The sequence below is a fragment of the Ensifer sp. R1-3 genome (assembly GCF_056739175.1).
Genome location: NZ_CP096517.1, coordinates 1,141,108 through 1,157,071, shown reverse-complemented (window position 1 = coordinate 1,157,071; position 15,964 = coordinate 1,141,108). Strand labels below are relative to the sequence as shown.

The window sequence follows — 15,964 nt, the reverse complement described above, 5'->3', positions numbered from 1 at the left end:
CTTAGCCGCTTCAAGCCCAAGGAAAGTCGAAATGCCATCTCTTATTGGCTCCAGAACGAGGCGGGATCGAAGCGGTCGTTGATGCGATAGAAATAGATCGTGCCCGAAGCCTTCACCTCGTTGACCACATATGTGGTCGGGGCCCGGCAAACGACCTGTATTTGGTCGTCGGCGAGAGCCGCGATCGCAAACGCGACGGCATGGGTCTTAGGTCCGATCGCAAAACACGTGGTGCCAGCCGAACGGTTTTGAAGAACGCTGAGTGCGACGGCAGCGATTTCGTGCAGCTCGAATTGTTCCTGCCTGACGCCCGGGAACGCCGTCAGTTGCTGAAGCGCCGGCCGCTCCCTATCGATTACCGATGATGGCAGTCGACGGTACCCTTCGGTAATGTGATAAAGGACCAGGCCGTTCGGCTCGAAACGGTCGACGATAGGGCTTGCCTGCGTGAGTTCGGCGCCAACAGAAATATAAAGATTCCTCCTATCGGGGACGTAGTCTTCCGATTCAAGATAGGGGATTTGAGACGTCGTCCACTCGCCTTCCGAGATCAAACCGAGTGTCCGACCAGCAGGATCGACGGGCGCAGCGCTCATCTCGTATTTCTCCGCCTCCGCATAGACGAGGTCGATCGAGGTAAACAGTTCGCGGCGGAACCCCAGTCCAAGCAGAAATAGTAAGTAGCGCTTGGGAATACACGTCATGTCCATCAGTACGCGCAAAACGCGGCCCTTCGTGCGCGCGACCCTGAAGATTTCCTGCTCAAGCGTCCCGGCATTGGCCGTAAATTGTGCAGACCGCTCCATATCCAGAAATCTGCAATTGGCAATTGCTCCTTCAATCGTGGCGCGATGTATGCTTTTTCGACCGTCCATTTCGGTATCAGACGACGCGAAATGAATGATCAAAACTTCGTCGCTGCGCCCCACAAGCAGCGGGCTACAGGCGTGACAGCGGCTCTCCCAGCTAACAGCCCCAATCACGAGATCATATTGTTCACGGAGGATACTTTGATCGCTGAGGATCGTCTGTGATATGCTGAGCGTCCCGATAGGCGTCTCGTCAATCATCGAAAGTCGGAACCTCGTGAGCAAAAGGGAGCGTCAGTTGCGAACTCGACGTAGATCGGCGTGCGAACTGCTTCGCCCAATCGTCTGCATCGATTTCAGGTGAACCGATGCAAACCTGATAGAGGGTGTCTTCAGTCAGCTTCACGGGCTCGTATGCCCCTCTGTACGAGAACATGAAGCGGGGCGCGAAACGTCGATGCAGCCGAAAGCCGGAGATCTTGGGGGCGTCGTCGACCTCTCCGTTATTGGCGCCCCGCTTTGATGTAGTGGCGCGCAGATATCCTGACAATTCGGCGCGGTGGATGATCTGGTTGATGAGCTCGATCTGGATGGCGTTTGCTGGATAACTGCGGGCCGGATCAATGAAGAACAGCCCCCGCTCGGCAGTCGCCAGAGACGAGGGGTCCTCGAAATTCGCCTGAAGATGGTGGGTTAGACGCCCGAGGACCGTGATGAAGCGCATAACGGCTTCGGCATTGGAGTCGGTCAGGATACCGATGCCGTCATAAAAAGCATCGCTTGAGGCGTAGATGCCGTCAGTCTGTGTCTTGGCGGAGATCTTCGATCCCGAGCGAGCGAACTTCTGAAGGATTTCGTCCGCTGAAAGCGTACCACGGTCCTTTGCGAACCGGTCGAAAATTTCCGCCATGATCTCAAGGAAATCGCGGATCGAGCCGTCGGCTAGGGACGTGATCACGCTCACCCCAGACATCGGCAGCCGGCGGAAGCCGAGCCGGTTTGCAATGTGGAGCATCGCGCCAACACTCTTGCGTCGCATCCAGGCCTGCTGGCTTCTGGCCTTCATCGCCTTTGCGTTCTTTGCAATCCTGTTGAAGTCCTCCGGACGCGAAACCGCTGAGAAGTTCTCCTTTTGCCCGGTCCAGTGCCAAAGCACATAGGCCTGATAGTAAGGGAGAGCTCCCGAAGGCGTGAGCTCAAATCCGTATTGGCTGAGATTGAGCCCGTGAAGGAACTCGGCGGCTTCGCGCAGCTCCCGTGCGAGCGGGCTCGTGGAGCGCGAGGTCATCGTTCCGATGATGTCGTTTACTACTACCGTCCCGAGGCGCGCTTTAAGCGAGAAATAGCGCTCGACCTCGGGACCTGTAACCGCTGGACGGCGATCTTGCCCCAGAGAAAAATAGACCCTCAGGCTGGCGACTGCTTCGCAGAGGGCCTGAAATTCTGGCCGGTCTCTGTCGTCGAGCGACACGACCCGCCGATCGGCGTCGGTCAAAGGCTGTTCATCTATAAAGGTCTCTCCGGCCTCAACCGCCTCTCCAACCGAGCAGATGACCCACGAAATTGGAAACTTGCTTTTGCGCACCAGCGTATTGACCGATTTTCTCTGAAGCGGGCTCATCACTTCACAATCGTCGAGACAGAATTTGAAGCCGAGCCTTTGGCCGCCGACGAGTTCGGTATGGACAACGGTTTGCGAAAGGCGCTCGATCACGAAGGACAGAAATTCATTCGGCTCGCAGGCGGGGAGCTTGTCGACCAAGCTCTTAACGTAACCGCGGCCGCAGGCCTCGTTCATTCTCCTGACCATACTGCGAAGCGCCCGAGACAGATCGACGAAGGTTTTCGGCGGCTGCTCCGTGAAAGACAATACTTCCGGGAACTCCGCCGTCGTGCTTGCGACGATCGACAGCTCACTGCTCGCCGACAGGGTCAAAACGCCCTCAACGCGCAACGTGTGAGCGGCTGAAAGTGCTTTCTCGACGGCGATCAATTCGAGGGCAAGAGAATAGAAGCGGAAGAACTCGTAGTCAGGACGCGGCGAATCCGGAAAAATTTCGGACCAGCGCATATAGCCCATTGAGCCCGAGACGTGGTCCGGCAAACGTATGTAGACGCCGATGTGGTTGAAGTCGGAGATGGTTTTCTGGATTCGCAGAGAGGGATTGGACAGCAGATCCTCCCAACAAATGCTCCTAAGAAGCGTGGTCTTGCCACTGCCTCTGCTTCCATACACGAACACCGACTTGTCGGCCGCCAAAAGCGTCGCCGTTGGGGTAAACCATATCAGGGGGGAGCCGGAACTTTCATGCTCCCATCGCGTTGGCCGGAAAGGGTTCACCACGGCTACCACCTACTTCTCCGCTCTCAAAATCCAATGCGTCGGCGAAAGATCGTAGTTGTCGATCGTAATGCTGCCTTCAGCCTGCAATTGCTCGACAATGATCGTCAGGCGCTCTTCGTCCAGTCCGTGCGCCTCATTGAGGAAATTCTTAGTCAGTTCGGGCCAGTATATTTGCCCGACCTCCAGAACCTTCCCGTAGATAATACTGGTGTTGCGATCGGAGCTACGCTTACGCCCATTGTTCAGGGCGATCGATATTGTGGTTTCGCGCTTCAGGATTCCGGATTTGTCGACCCGGTAGGGGGTAATATGGCAGGCAAGCGGTACTGCGTTCTCTCCGAACAGAATGTCGACCAAATTGAAGCCTTTGGGAATATCGGGGGCACTGATTGAGACCACGGGAAAGCCTCCCGGAAGCTGCAGCACCTCGATGGGATCCTCGTGGATGTGACCATGCAAATATATCACCGGCCGCCCGAGCTCTCCGAGGGCGCCACGCAGCGCCCCGCCATTAACGAGCTCAGTGTAAGGAGCAAGCCGCGGCCGTCGTTGCGGGAGCAGGTTATGGTGGGCGACGAGCACTGGGATAACGGCGCCCGAAAGGGTTTCCATTTTCGTCACAACGCTCTCGATCGTTTCCTCCGAAATCGCCGGCGTATCCAACTGGCGATCGTAATAGGCCCGGATCGCGGCGTCGGAATCCGGCCCGCTCATCACCGTCTTGATTGCTGTGGCAATCTGGCTGCGAAACTCGGGCGGAATGTAGCTTTCTTCACCGCAGCCCCAGCAACTGTTTAGAAGAAAGAGCGCGATTCGGGCGTTGCCTTTTTCAACCGATCGATGCGTCGCCTTATTGACGGGCAAGGGGGGAAGGCCGGCGCGGGTTAGGGCTTCCACCAAAGGCGTAAACTTCGTGGTGATGCCGGGTTTAAGGGCCAGCGTGCGGTTGATGTCATGATTGCCGGGAACAATGCCGACCGGAACATCGCGATGTAGACCTTTTGAGCCGATCTGCAATGCGCTAGCGATGTAGTTTGAGCATGCTTCGTAGCCGTCGAGCTTGCCGTAGTCAGTCAGATCCCCCATAAAAAGAACAGCGTCGACACCTTGTTCCTTGATGATTTCATAGATGCGCCGGAAGACGGTCTTAATTGGGCTACGCGAGATGATGTTCTTTAGATTCAACGGAAACGTGGTGTCTTTGTCGTCCACGAAGGCCTTGTTTCCAGCGTTGGAAACAAGATGAAGGTCGCCGATCTGCAACAGCCGAACTTTTGGTAGCACGTTTTATCCTCGCCCGCAGATTGCATATCGTCTTGGCGATCGTGTTTCAATGTAAAGGCGAAAAGCGAGAAATTTTTTCAGTGCAAAAACGAGCCCCAACTATACCGGCTTCGAAAAGCTCCGGGTTAGCATTGAGACGCGGCGCCGATAAAAGAAACTTTGATCGACCTCGCCGCGTATAATTCAGAACGCAAGTGATCGCGGGGGCGGAATGAAGAGAGATATCGCGAACGGGCGCGACGATCTGTTTGTTAAGAAAGTAGGCAAGTCTACGCTTGCAGCATGGGAGCCATTTTGGGAAGTGCTGGGAATTTACTTCTCATTCAACCACCAGGAGATTGACGACGAACATCCGGAATGGCGAATGATGTGGTTGAGCCAAGTGACGTTGCTTCGCGTTATTGGCCACGTATTGGCGAAAGTAGACGTCGACACCTCGACCGCTCATAAACTGACCATCGATGCTAAATGGGCCGAGTGGAAGGCGAAAAGAGCGCACAACTGGGTGTTTTGGGACTTCATTGAGGACGAGCGCAACAATCTGCTCAAAGCGTATCGATTCGGTGTCGAAGTGGATGGACATGGCCTTTTTCACGACACACTGGACATGGATGGCCATCTGCTTTTACGGGAGGCCATTTACTGGTGGCGAGATCAACTCGAAGAGATAGAGATGGCGATCTGAGCGCATAAAAATCTCCGCGATATCAATGTAAATAAGATATACGGTGATCCCGCGACTAGAAGGATGCAAAGTCGACTGGCGGCGGTCACGTCATCGATTGTCTCGAAAGGGTGCGGGGAGCCGACATCCCAAGCGAAGGCGCGTCCCACCAATCCGGTCCATCGCAACGGTCGCAAGACTCCCTCGACGTTGCAAAGTCAGGTCAAATTGAAAGATCGGTGTCATATGGCACTTAAACGGGGTCTTCCTCACTTTGAGTGGTGATGATTATTGTTGAGCGGCAGCATGCATGCCCTGAGCAGCTCGGCGCCAGCTCGGCCATACATCGCTCGCTTGATTGTCTTCAGGCGGTTGATTTGGCCTTCCGCCTGACCGTTGCTCCACGGCAGTTCGATGGCGTTGTAGACTGCATCAAGATCGCGGTGCAGGACGCGTGCGAACCGCTCAATTGCGACCAAGCCCGAGTTAAAGGCATCGCCAATCCAGCTGTCGAGCTTGCCCGGATCGCGGCTGATTCCGCGGAAGCGCATAGCTAGGCTGCGCATTGAAGCGAACTCAGGCGAGCCCTGTTTCGAAGCATCGACCCTTCTCGCCTGGCTGATCGTCAGCATGCTTCGCGCCTTCATGCAGAGGGCAGCTGCGATGCTGCGACTACCGGCGAGATCACATGGCCGGTGTCCGGATCGCGTATCGGGACAGCATCGTGGACTGGTTGACGCGATATGATCGGAACGGGCGACGCACTGTTCTTGACAGACCGCTCGGCGCGGCGCCTTCTAGCGAGAAGCCGCTCGAGATTCAAGAAACTGCCTGTGTAGCCGCGCTGTTGATATCGTGGAACAGATGCCGACCGCAGCGATTGCCATCTTTCCAGCACGCGGCGAGAAACGCCTCGAAGTATAAAGGGGATGTTGGCTTCAACGCCGACTTCTGTCGGTCGGGTGGCGTGTCGAAAGTCAGCCATTTCGCGATGCTGCGCCGGCCGTAGCCGGTGCGACGTGCGATCTCCCAACAGGACGAGCCTTCTTTGTTCAAAGCGTGCACAGTATCGAACACCGCCTGCCGTGATTGTCGATGAGCGTGACGCATCCGGCGCCGGTGCGTTGCGTTTACGTGCGGATCATCCTGAATCAGAGCGATTGCGCGCTCCCGATACTTTTTCTGGTCCAGTGGCGCGGCCGGAAAGGCTCATCTGCTCCTCGATTGCGACCCACAAATTCTGCATGAGATGGAACGATCAGCGATTTGACGCGCCTACGGCGCACCCTCGCGAGCAGCTTGTGCATACAGCCCGCATCGGTCTCGGCTCACAATCTCGACAGAAGGGTGCTGCTCCAGCCATCGCGCGACACTCGCCACGCTCCGGTCCTCAAGGATGTCGACAACCGAACGGCGCTCCAGGTCGACGATCGTCGTGCCGTAGCGCCACGATCGCCGCCAGTTCCAATCATCGATGCCGACGACCCGGATCGTGGCGTCGCGATGAGCACGCGCGGCATCCAGCTTCAGCTGCCGCAGGATCGTGTCGTCGCTGACCGGCATGCCGTGCCGTCGCATCAAGAGCTCGCCGGGTCGGCCGCCGGCGCTATGGCCGAGCAGACCGACAATCTCGGAGACCCTCCTTGTCCGGCGCGCATAAGGGGAAGCAATCGTCGGCAGTCGGTCTGTGAATCTGTGAATGTTTGTCGTTCACATTTTTCATGCGCGCACCGCCAGCGGCTCAACCGAAGCTTCACCTTTACGGTCTTGCCCTGGACCGATGGGATCGGCGCCTCATCTGGAGGATCTGCGCCGAAACAAATAGGGAAGGTACCAGCCTTCACCGCACAGGATGACACGCCGCCGGTGGCCTGTAGCTTCGCGGCGCGGCGGCGGAGCGCGGTGAGCCGGGAAGCACGGCGGGCGCGGCGCGAAGCGATCAAGGGAACGCAAGAAGACGAGGCATCCAAGGCGAGGATGACGGAGCGCCGTCGGAAACTCTATCCCGTTCCTGCCGATGATATTCACTTAGTCATCTGCTGCCGAAGAGCCCGTAACCGATAGCTACGATAAGAGCTACCGAAAGGGGAATTAAGTTGATCCACTTAAGTGTATAGTTGTATAGAACATATTCACGGATACCCAGCGAGGCCGAGTTCTCAAATTGCGCCTTCAGGTCTTCAGCAATATATTTCGTTTGAATCCAGTCCAGCGGTCGCCTCCTCCACACGCCTCGTTGGAGGATGCTTACCTTCTGTCGGTGGACGCTAAAGTACTTGTGGTAAAATGTCGCCAGAGCAGAGGCCGCAAGAGATATGATGCATATCGTCACTGTTGATGTGATGACGGCCCACGCTTTTGTGACCGCGCCTGCGAAGAAGGGCGTGTTCCCAACGAGCATCACTGCTCCGAATACAGCGAAGTTTGCCTTAGTTATGTCTAGAATCGTGCGCTCCGTATCGAAAAGCTTATCGCCTTCATACGCGTACAATTGGGCGAATATTGCCGTTTCCGCCAAATCAGCTTTCGGGTATTCGGTACTGGCTAGTGCTTCTATAGCACTTCTGATATCTTCATCTGAGGTTGGCATAGCTACCCACTAGTCAGCGAATGTCTCAACCTGCGAAGTACCTCGAAGCTGGCATCAGGGCCGTGGTCTAAGATAACGAGCACCATGGTGATCAGCCTCAAAGCTTCCGCGCCAAGTCATTTAACCGCTGGAGAGTCACGTCGATTTCGCGTCTGCTTCGGGATACTGACCGAATCAGTGCAGCCAAGCGCTCCAACTCACTTATGACCTGGGCTGTTATGCTAGTCCCCTCCAGGTCCGTAGTGGTCGCATCCCTCTGAGCGCGTCTAGTCATTTCAGGAATGCTGGGGGCTAGGTGGGTTCCCGACAGTCGGTCTTGGCGCGCTCTCAGACTATCTGGGTCTGCTGGTAACGTATTTGGCTCCGGTGGCGAAGCAGGCGTTGGAACGACCTCTTTAGGCTTAATCTTCGTCTCAGACTTCGATGCCGCGTCGGGCGACCGCTGGAATGCTAAAACCTGCTGCCGAATCGATTCAATGAGCGAAAGCGACTCCGGGGAGATAGGGTCCCGCCTCGTTAACTCCGCGAGCCTTGCAAGTGAAGCTAGGATTCTCTGTCCTCGAGTCGAGGATTGCGGATCAGTGTCAGCCGATTCCACGCTTGAACTCCCCGAAGGCGCAACGCCCGATGCCTCAACGCGGTAGCACACCATGGCCGTGAGGATCGCCGCCGAAATCGTTCGGAATGCAGTTGGGCAGTTCACTTTCGCTCCATGTCGAGAATTTTCGCCATGTCGTCTATGTCAGTTTGCAGTTGCCTAACCTTCTCCCGAAGTTTATGACCTGCTGGTGGCGCAGCTACCGCCGTGGGAGCGATTTCAGCCTCTTCGAACCTAATGACACGCGGTATGATGTCTTCCGGGCTCCCACCTCCTACCAACGTATATCCAGTAGCGATCCAGCCCCCTGCATTTGCAGCAGACGGACGAACCGCAAGGTAATCTCCCCACCTCCCGTCAATTGGTCCGTTGGTTCCGCCGGCACTCTGCTGGAGCATCCAAGTGTAGCTACCGTCATGCGCCTCCTTTAAAACGCCGACTGCATGGCTGGGGTTAATTCCTTCAATGCCGCCACCGCCATAGTGGAGAGAAACCCCAACCGACCCATTGGCGCTCACCGCCGTATATGGGTAGGCAAATGCGTACTCATCCGACCAGATGTGCGCCTGTCGAAGCCGATCATCGGGGTCTGCGGCATCCAGGTCAATTATAGCGATTCTAACGTGAGGGTGGCGGAAATTGCTGTCCTGCGCGGCAGTCCAGCCAAAGCCCAGCGAACGCCCCTTTGCCCACCCCGCTGTCATGCGAAAATCGGTTCGCCTCAACCATTCAGTTCCGTCGAGGGCAATCGACTCACGTGCAGCATTGCTCCACTCGTGCACTGCAAATTTGTGCCGCACTATTGTGTCGCTGTTCTCGGCCCACTCGAACACAACGATACCCTTTTCGAAAGCAGCAAAGTCGTGCGAACCGAAGTACATCCCGCTATTAGCTCCGTGTGTTGGTTTTAAGCTAAACCCGTCCTCCGCATCGAAGATCATAGGAGAAATGGGGCGACCTTGTGCAAGGTCATCTAATTCGATCCGGACTACAGCTGCTCGGGCAAAGCTATCATCCTCGGAAAAGGCTGTTCCGTGTGTTGCGAATGAGTTCGTTGATACATAGAGGTGCTTCCCCGTGATGGCTAAGTCTGCATAGTCGAACCATTCATCGTCCCACCCGCCTACATTCAAGGGTGAAAGGTCGTAAAAAACCCACTTTTCCGCGGCGATTGCGTCTCCGGAGGCCACTGCGACGCGACCAATGTTCTGATGCCCGTTTTGGACATATTGCAGATACCAGATGAGCAGATCGCGGGTCGGATCGTAAATTACGACCTGGTCACAGCACCACTCAAAATCGTCACTGGGAAAGGCCGTTGACGGATTGCGAAAAGAATAATTTTGCCCGTCGTCTTTAGAGATACTTGCAAACCAGTTTCCTGCGGCCAACACGATGCCGTCTTTAGTGTCTGCGACACTCGGCTCCGTTACAGTACTTGTTAAGCCACCTGTGACCGCATCCCTCAGCGGGGCACTGTAAGTGATGACAATGGGGCTATCCGCGCCAGCATCTATTGCGGCTACTCTTGTAGGCATGCCTTTCGGGACTGCGGGTAGAACAGCGAACGGAGCCCTGGGCGCCACCGCAATGGGGGCTCTGATCAGGTGATGGTCACGCAAGTCTGCCTGCCGCCTATTCACCAGAAAACCTGGGTTCGGAGGCATAGCTGCGGCCACAAGCGACGGAGGCAATGTCCGTGGTGGAATTGGTGCGGCTGCCGGCCGCGCCTGTATATTCTGGGAGAAGGCTACACCTGCTCCAGCTAGGCAGATCGCAAATCCAAGCAGAATGGGCTTCAGTAGCTGCATTTGCTCCTCCTCTCTTTTTGCTGCTCGTTGATGCCAATTGGAACTGGAGACACGAAACCTGAGGTACAGTACTTTACTTAAACACCGAAGATGCCCCCAACGTCTTGCTCATCCGGTGAAGCTCTATCGCTTCTTCGATTGCAAGGGCATTCCTCTTTTTTGTTGGCTCAGGGATCGCGGCACTGTCGTTTTCGAGTTCATCCTTCTTGATTTCCTCGAGAACTTCAGGCGCGCCCGAAATGGCGTACCCTCGATACGCCTGCACAGCGAGGTCTTCACTTGCCGACTCAACGTCTGCGGCATCTAAAACGGGTTCCGACAGATCCGGTGGCTGGTTTGTTGATGGGGGCGTTGGTTCCAGTCGATCCAGCCAGAAGTCTGTATTCTGAGCTTCCCTCAATACTCTAAAATCGTCCACCGGCAGCCCTAATCTATTTGCAATTACACCGATGGCTAATGTTGCAGCCGAGCGTGCCGTTATGTCGGCCTCAGTGGGACGGTGTACCTCTGATTTCAGGAACTGTTCGAGAACAGGAATTGTGTCACGTGTACCGATAACGCCAAGGGTCGCCGCTATGTTGTTTGCAAAATTGCGGTACTTCGGATCCATCAAAAGTTGTTCTGCTAAAAGCTTCTCCCCCGCATAACGGGCAGCTTCCTCCTGAGGAAACCGGGAATGTGGACGTCGTATAAATTCCTGGAGAGAAGGTCGGGTAGCCTTATCCCTGTCACGCTTCTCAACTTGGGTAAGATCGATGCCAGCCTCAGCAGGTAATATCGCAGCCTGCGCCGCTAAGGGCGCCGCCGCCGGCACACTCGTACCTGCAAAGACTCGGCATTCAGGCCCATTCAGTACTCTGTTTCCCACGTCGATTCCCGCCGCCATAAGAGCTAGAGAGTCGACGTCGTTATGACTCAAGCCAAGAGTATGGCCGAGTTCATGTAGCCAGGTTATCGGCTCCATGCTTGTATTCCAAGCGTCGGGCATGCCGGGGTACCGCCTCACCACCGCAAAGCCGGTGCCGCTCACGGGCGCGCACCCTAAAGCGCCGCCTGATTGCAACAGAGTGCCACACCACAGGATGCGCTTTACAACTTTAAGACACGGGTCTTGCTTAATCTGTGTAAAGTCCAGCTCATCGCGGATTCGCTCTGGAAACTCCGAAGTGAAGCTCGTTACGGAGTCCCTTCTCTTCAAGGAAAGGTCGCCGCAGGCTGCATTATTCTGCCCTGCTTGGGCCAGTATTGCCGTTGCCCGGGCCAGAATATCGTCCACCTCAGAGTCTGTGATAGGAATGCTATGGAAGTGCTTTACACAAATGTTGTGGATGTAAGCAGTGATGGCTGGTGCTTCTGCTTGCGCGAGGCAGAGGCTCGTGCTCAACATGAGCACTGCCGGAGTTGCAGAAAGGAAAACGAGCCGGCCCCCACCAGTCATGGCAAGGCTCCTGTTAACAAGAATTTGCTTGATTATGCCTGATGAATATTCAAGGTCAAGGCGGTTGTTAGACCAGCAAACTTCTATGCAGGCGCGAGGATGGTTACCGCCGCGCGGAAGCAGGAGCGTCGCCAACAAATCTGAAGTGAGACGCGGGGTCGCGGCAGGCTGAGGAGACCATTCGCAACAGAAGCCCTGACGCCCGTGTCGCGGCGCGTCAGCAGATCTCTGCGGTGGCTGTCGCCGACCTCTTCGCTCTCTGGCAGAAGAACCTGCCGCGCGAGATCAACGGCTTTCGCTGTCACGACCCCATAAGCTTGCCTTCCGTCTGGCAAGCTATAGGGCAGTTCAGTCCAGTTTGGGCGGAAGGCTGAATTCTGTTGGACTTAGGTCCAGCCTTTGTACGAAGCGTTCGACGTCGGCAGGGCGCAGTACGACCCCAATTCCCGCATCAAGGTCCCTACCTCGCGGAAGTTCGCGCGCTTGGACATCTGTAAAGCTCGGAACTCTATTGTTGGGCCAAACCTCAATCAAATCGAGTTTAATCCGTTTCGGTTCGAGGATGACGCCGAGTGAGTTTGGATCGAGCCGGTAGGCTGACGTCGCAAATATTTCGCGGGCGTTCGCAGCGTTGGCATCAATACTCTCGAGCGAGCCGTCGACAGCTCCGGTGGGCAAAACATCCAGCGTTGCGCCATCTGAGGTCTTCAGGTTTCGGGCGATCGCATTGAATTTTCCCATGGCGACAGCCAATGTTTGAGGGTCTTCGAGATCAAGGGCTGGCTTCTCTACAGTAGCTGTGACGACCCTCGGCGTTGACAAGCAAGTACTACCGCCGCTGGGTGAAGACTGACATTGGTATTCGTTGACGACTTTTGCCTCCAGCGTCCAGCCAGGACCATAAGCAACGACGGCCCAGTACAGGGCTTTTGCCTTCCATCCAGGCACTCCATTAGCACGCATGCCATAATAGAAGTTCCGATGCGTATCGTGAGCTGTGCGGCTCTTGGTCTCGCAAAAGTAATCATGAATGACAGACGCCTTGAGATAAGCGCCCTCGAACGGGCCTCCAATGATTGACCAAAGTGACTGCGGGATTGAAGCTCCATCCACTTTTGCTCCCTTGGGAACGCTCCACTTCAGCCCGTTAGGATCATCGAAGCTGAACTCATTTGAGAGTTCAAACAGGGGACGCTCGGCTGCATCAATGAACTGTCCCACCGGGCCGCTAGAGAAGGTCCCAAAGAACTCGGCCGCTTGACCTTTAGCGACTCCGAAAGCGAGTAAAACAGCGGCAACGGACAACTGCTTGGAAATACTCTGTAGCCTTTGGAGCTGCGCTGGCGACACATGTCCCATGATAATGACCTCCTTTCGGCCGGATCAATCAGAAGCCTGGAAGTAATTGTTGCAAGTCATTTCTGTTGAGGATCTGGATATTGCGGAATTGAAGCTCGTTGATCGCCTCGTTCGCATTCTTAATAGCGCTTGCAGCCTTGCTGGGGCGCCGTGTTGGTCTGCGTTTGTCGGTTGGTTCAAGAGGTTCTACTTCCTCGTCCTCAACAGCGATGCCAATCGTGACGGTATGAACGTCTTGTCTCCAATGGGTTGACTCGGCGTTAACGACTACGATCTTCAAGTGGTTTGCAGGGTCGAGCTCGGTACTAGGCGTGGTGGAAAACTTATTCATAGTCGTGAATTCGATCTCATCGGCGAGTTTGTTGACCTTCGGCTGATCGCTGTCAACATTGCCAAGAATATGGTCTTCGTTCAGGCGCCAAAACGTGTCGACTATTTCCTGAATCCCTATGTACCCTGTGATGGGATATGCATAGTTTCTTTTGCGCTCAAACGTCCCATTTTTGGAGTAGGGTTCGCAACTGGGCGGATTCGTGAATAGTTTATAGAAAGTGTCCTCCACTCTAAACTGTCGCTGATTGCGGCGCGTGCGCTCGTTCGTCCCAGAAATGCCAAGATTAAAAAGCCCACTGCTCCAGGTATCATTCAGGGTCGCCCCAAGGCTATTTGTGCTGTGCTGCGACATATCGAAATTGAAGTCATAGACGATTGCGGCGTTTGCGTAGAGATCAACTTTCTCCCGGATCGAAGCCGGGAGCCTGCGTCGATCGAACTGAGCGATAATGCTTGGTTTTTTTTCAATTTCGCTAATGATATGCGGTGAAACATTGTGGTTACTGTTCCTCAAATACTCTAGTAGTTCGGCGAAGACAGCATCCCGCGCTTCGCAGCGGATTTTCGTAACGATGGCATAGGTATTCAACCGGGTGACATCTTCCGGAAGGGGTCTAGTAGCGCAACTCGACACAAACACTGCCGTTGCTGCCAACGCGGCATAATATCTCATCAGCGCCCCCCCGTTTGCCTAACCCCTCATTAGGTCCTGCTAATGATGGCGAATTCGCCAAAAAATTGCAACTTTAAAGGTGCGCCGCGTTGGCGACACGCGCCGTCAACTGTTCGAAGAGCTTGATCGTCCGGCTTTGCGACCGCTGCCTGTCGAACGTTATGTGTTTGCCGAATGGCGTAGCCCACATCGCTCCATCCAAAGGAAGCGCATGCAACAGCAACAGCTCCGGCTTTTTTTCGATCCTCACGTAGTCTGCCTTTGCGGCGTGCTGCTAGTAAATGAGCCTGCCAGAAATTCGCAATTGCGGGGCGTCAGGGGCGACCGCCCCTGACCGTTAGGTGTTCTCAGAATAGGTTGCGATCGTCGCTCCTCGGATCGCTGTTTACCTGGTGCGCCATGTAGAGCTCGGAGCGAGCCCTTCGTCGCCAAGGCCGCGCCGGATGCTCCGGGTCGGTCCTGATGTCCACGACAGCGATAGCGGGTGCGCCGCTCGCCGGGCATTGTGCTGCCCATTGCCCATCTGGCGCCGCTATTCCCGAAGGGATCACCACGCTTTGCGGCGCATGGGCAGAGTAACTGACCCAGTACGTGTTGCTTGCTGCGTGCCCCAACACCTCTGCTGCGAAGGCTGGCGCGGCGGGAGGCGTCTCACCTGTAGTCGAGAACAGGACGCAATCAACGTCGAGCTTTTCGTACTCGGCGAATATTTCCGGATAGTGCGTCTCCATGCCGAGCGCGCATCCGAAGCGGACACCATCAAGCGCCGCATTTCCACTCCGCTGGAACGGATTCCGGAAATGTCGCGAGGGTCATTGAATAGCGACGTCTGGGCTACGCCCAATCGCATTGATCTCGCATCAGCACGATCTGGCGATGTCTGGCGTATATGCCTGAGAGCTGCGGTGTAAGACTCGCCCGTCTTCGCTGCGCGAGCGCGTACACGACGTTTGAAGCTTCCATTGTGGGTCATTGTCAGGGCCTTTCGCGTGACGGTCGGAGTTCCCCAGCAACTGCGGCCGAAACGATCGGTCCAGGACAGCGACCCGAGACTGAAGTCCCTTTGCCTCCGTTGAAGACCGCGCTGGGGAGGGTCTTGGGAGGTTCGGCGGTGGGCCGCGGCGGACCTAAGGAGGCGCATGCCGCCGTGATTCGTCAACGCCGGGTCCGCGGACGCGTTTGCCCCTTTACACGCTGAGTGGCTCGCTTCAGATTGCTGGGACAACCTCAGACTGCACCCGGACCGAGGACTCGCATGATGACCGATCCAAATGCGTATTACGCCGCAGGCCTCGGTGTCGAGCTTTACGACCTGTTTACAGGAGGGGGATTGCTCACCGGCGACGTCGAATTTTACCTGGATTCCGCCCGACGCTTTGGCGGACCAATCCTTGAGATCGGGACCGGGACCGGGCGCGTATTGGTGCCGTTGGCGGACGCAGGCCATAAGGTAGTGGGAGTGGACCTTTCCCGCCCCATGCTCGATCGCGCCGCCGCCAAGCTCCGCGAGCGGCCTGAGCTGACCAGTCGTGTCCGCCTCGTCGAAGGTGACATGACGAGCTTTGACCTGGAACAACGGTTTGCGCTCGCCCTCGTGCCGGCGCGAAGCTTCCAGCACGTCATCACTCCGGAGGGGCAACGGTTGGCGCTGAATTGCATTCGGCGCCACCTACTTCCCGGCGGCCATCTGATCCTAGACCTCTTCGACCCGAATTTCGAATTGCTGTTTGGAAACGACCGCAACGCTCCGCCGCGAGAAGCGCAGCATCCCCGCTCGGACGATTTGGTCCGCAGGACAGTCGTCGCCCGCGACACCGACGCCTTCCGGCAGACGGTCCATGAAGTCCTTCGTTTCGAAGAATTCGATGGAGCGGGGAATGTCGTGGGCTCCGAAGAAACGTCTTGGTCGCTGCGCTGGAACATGCGGCAGGAAACTGGCTACTTGCTCGAACTCACCGGTTTCGAGGTGATCAATCTTTATTCCGACTTCAACCGATCGCCGCCCGATTACGGGCGAGAACAGCTTTGGGTCGCGCGCGCGAGACAATGACGTTTAGCCAA

12 protein-coding genes and 1 pseudogene are annotated in these 15,964 nt (G+C 56.0%); 2 read left to right on the top strand and 11 right to left on the bottom strand.

Features of this window, described 5'->3' with window-relative positions; translation table 11 throughout:
• Positions 1-41: 41 nt before the first annotated feature.
• From M1D43_RS30460 to M1D43_RS30450, 3 genes are read right to left on the bottom strand one after another with little or no spacing between them, the layout of a single operon-like run.
• Positions 42-1,070 carry a hypothetical protein gene (locus tag M1D43_RS30460; protein ID WP_434118746.1) on the bottom strand — a complete coding sequence of 343 codons (1,029 nt, stop codon included), beginning with the start codon at positions 1,068-1,070 and terminating at the stop codon, positions 42-44.
• Entirely contained in the window at positions 1,063-3,162 is a 2,100-nt protein-coding gene (locus tag M1D43_RS30455) for an ORC-CDC6 family AAA ATPase (protein ID WP_434118747.1), read from the bottom strand. Before M1D43_RS30455 ends, M1D43_RS30460 begins: the two co-directional genes overlap by 8 nt.
• Positions 3,163-4,437 (bottom strand): metallophosphoesterase family protein, encoded by a 1,275-nt coding sequence (locus tag M1D43_RS30450; protein WP_434118748.1) that lies wholly within the window; start codon positions 4,435-4,437, stop codon positions 3,163-3,165.
• Between the two features lie 211 nt (positions 4,438-4,648).
• Here M1D43_RS30450 and M1D43_RS30445 point away from each other — a divergent pair, with 211 nt between their 5' ends.
• Positions 4,649-5,122, top strand: coding sequence for a hypothetical protein (locus tag M1D43_RS30445; protein WP_434118749.1), 474 nt, complete (start codon positions 4,649-4,651; stop codon positions 5,120-5,122).
• A gap of 248 nt (positions 5,123-5,370) precedes the next feature.
• On the opposite strand, the gene M1D43_RS30440 is transcribed toward M1D43_RS30445, so the two are convergent.
• The 8 genes and pseudogenes from M1D43_RS30440 to M1D43_RS30405 form a co-directional block, all read right to left on the bottom strand.
• Complete coding sequence (locus M1D43_RS30440) at positions 5,371-5,733, bottom strand: transposase (RefSeq protein ID WP_498814643.1); 363 nt, start codon at positions 5,731-5,733, stop codon at positions 5,371-5,373.
• Between the two features lie 643 nt (positions 5,734-6,376).
• Positions 6,377-6,664, bottom strand: coding sequence for a transposase (locus M1D43_RS30435; RefSeq protein WP_498814641.1), 288 nt, complete (start codon positions 6,662-6,664; stop codon positions 6,377-6,379).
• Between the two features lie 469 nt (positions 6,665-7,133).
• Complete coding sequence (locus M1D43_RS30430; protein WP_434118750.1) at positions 7,134-7,691, bottom strand: hypothetical protein; 558 nt, start codon at positions 7,689-7,691, stop codon at positions 7,134-7,136.
• Between the two features lie 699 nt (positions 7,692-8,390).
• Positions 8,391-10,100 carry a hypothetical protein gene (locus tag M1D43_RS30425; RefSeq protein ID WP_434118751.1) on the bottom strand — a complete coding sequence of 570 codons (1,710 nt, stop codon included), beginning with the start codon at positions 10,098-10,100 and terminating at the stop codon, positions 8,391-8,393.
• Positions 10,101-10,173: 73 nt separating this feature from the next.
• Positions 10,174-11,538: a zinc metalloprotease gene (locus M1D43_RS30420; RefSeq protein WP_434118752.1), complete on the bottom strand. Its 1,365-nt coding sequence runs from the start codon at positions 11,536-11,538 to the stop codon at positions 10,174-10,176.
• 348 nt (positions 11,539-11,886) lie between these two features.
• Positions 11,887-12,897: a DUF1353 domain-containing protein gene (locus tag M1D43_RS30415; protein ID WP_498814639.1), complete on the bottom strand. Its 1,011-nt coding sequence runs from the start codon at positions 12,895-12,897 to the stop codon at positions 11,887-11,889.
• Positions 12,898-12,925: 28 nt separating this feature from the next.
• The gene (locus tag M1D43_RS30410; RefSeq protein WP_434118754.1) at positions 12,926-13,903 is read right to left on the bottom strand and encodes a Y4kA family protein; all 978 of its coding nucleotides are present in this window, start codon (positions 13,901-13,903) and stop codon (positions 12,926-12,928) included.
• A gap of 347 nt (positions 13,904-14,250) precedes the next feature.
• Positions 14,251-14,876 (bottom strand): annotated as a pseudogene (locus M1D43_RS30405) (carbon-nitrogen hydrolase family protein).
• A 285-nt stretch (positions 14,877-15,161) separates the two neighbouring features.
• Here M1D43_RS30405 and M1D43_RS30400 point away from each other — a divergent pair.
• A complete protein-coding gene (locus tag M1D43_RS30400) occupies positions 15,162-15,953 on the top strand; it encodes a class I SAM-dependent methyltransferase (protein ID WP_434118755.1) in 792 nt (263 codons plus the stop codon).
• Positions 15,954-15,964 lie beyond the last annotated feature (11 nt).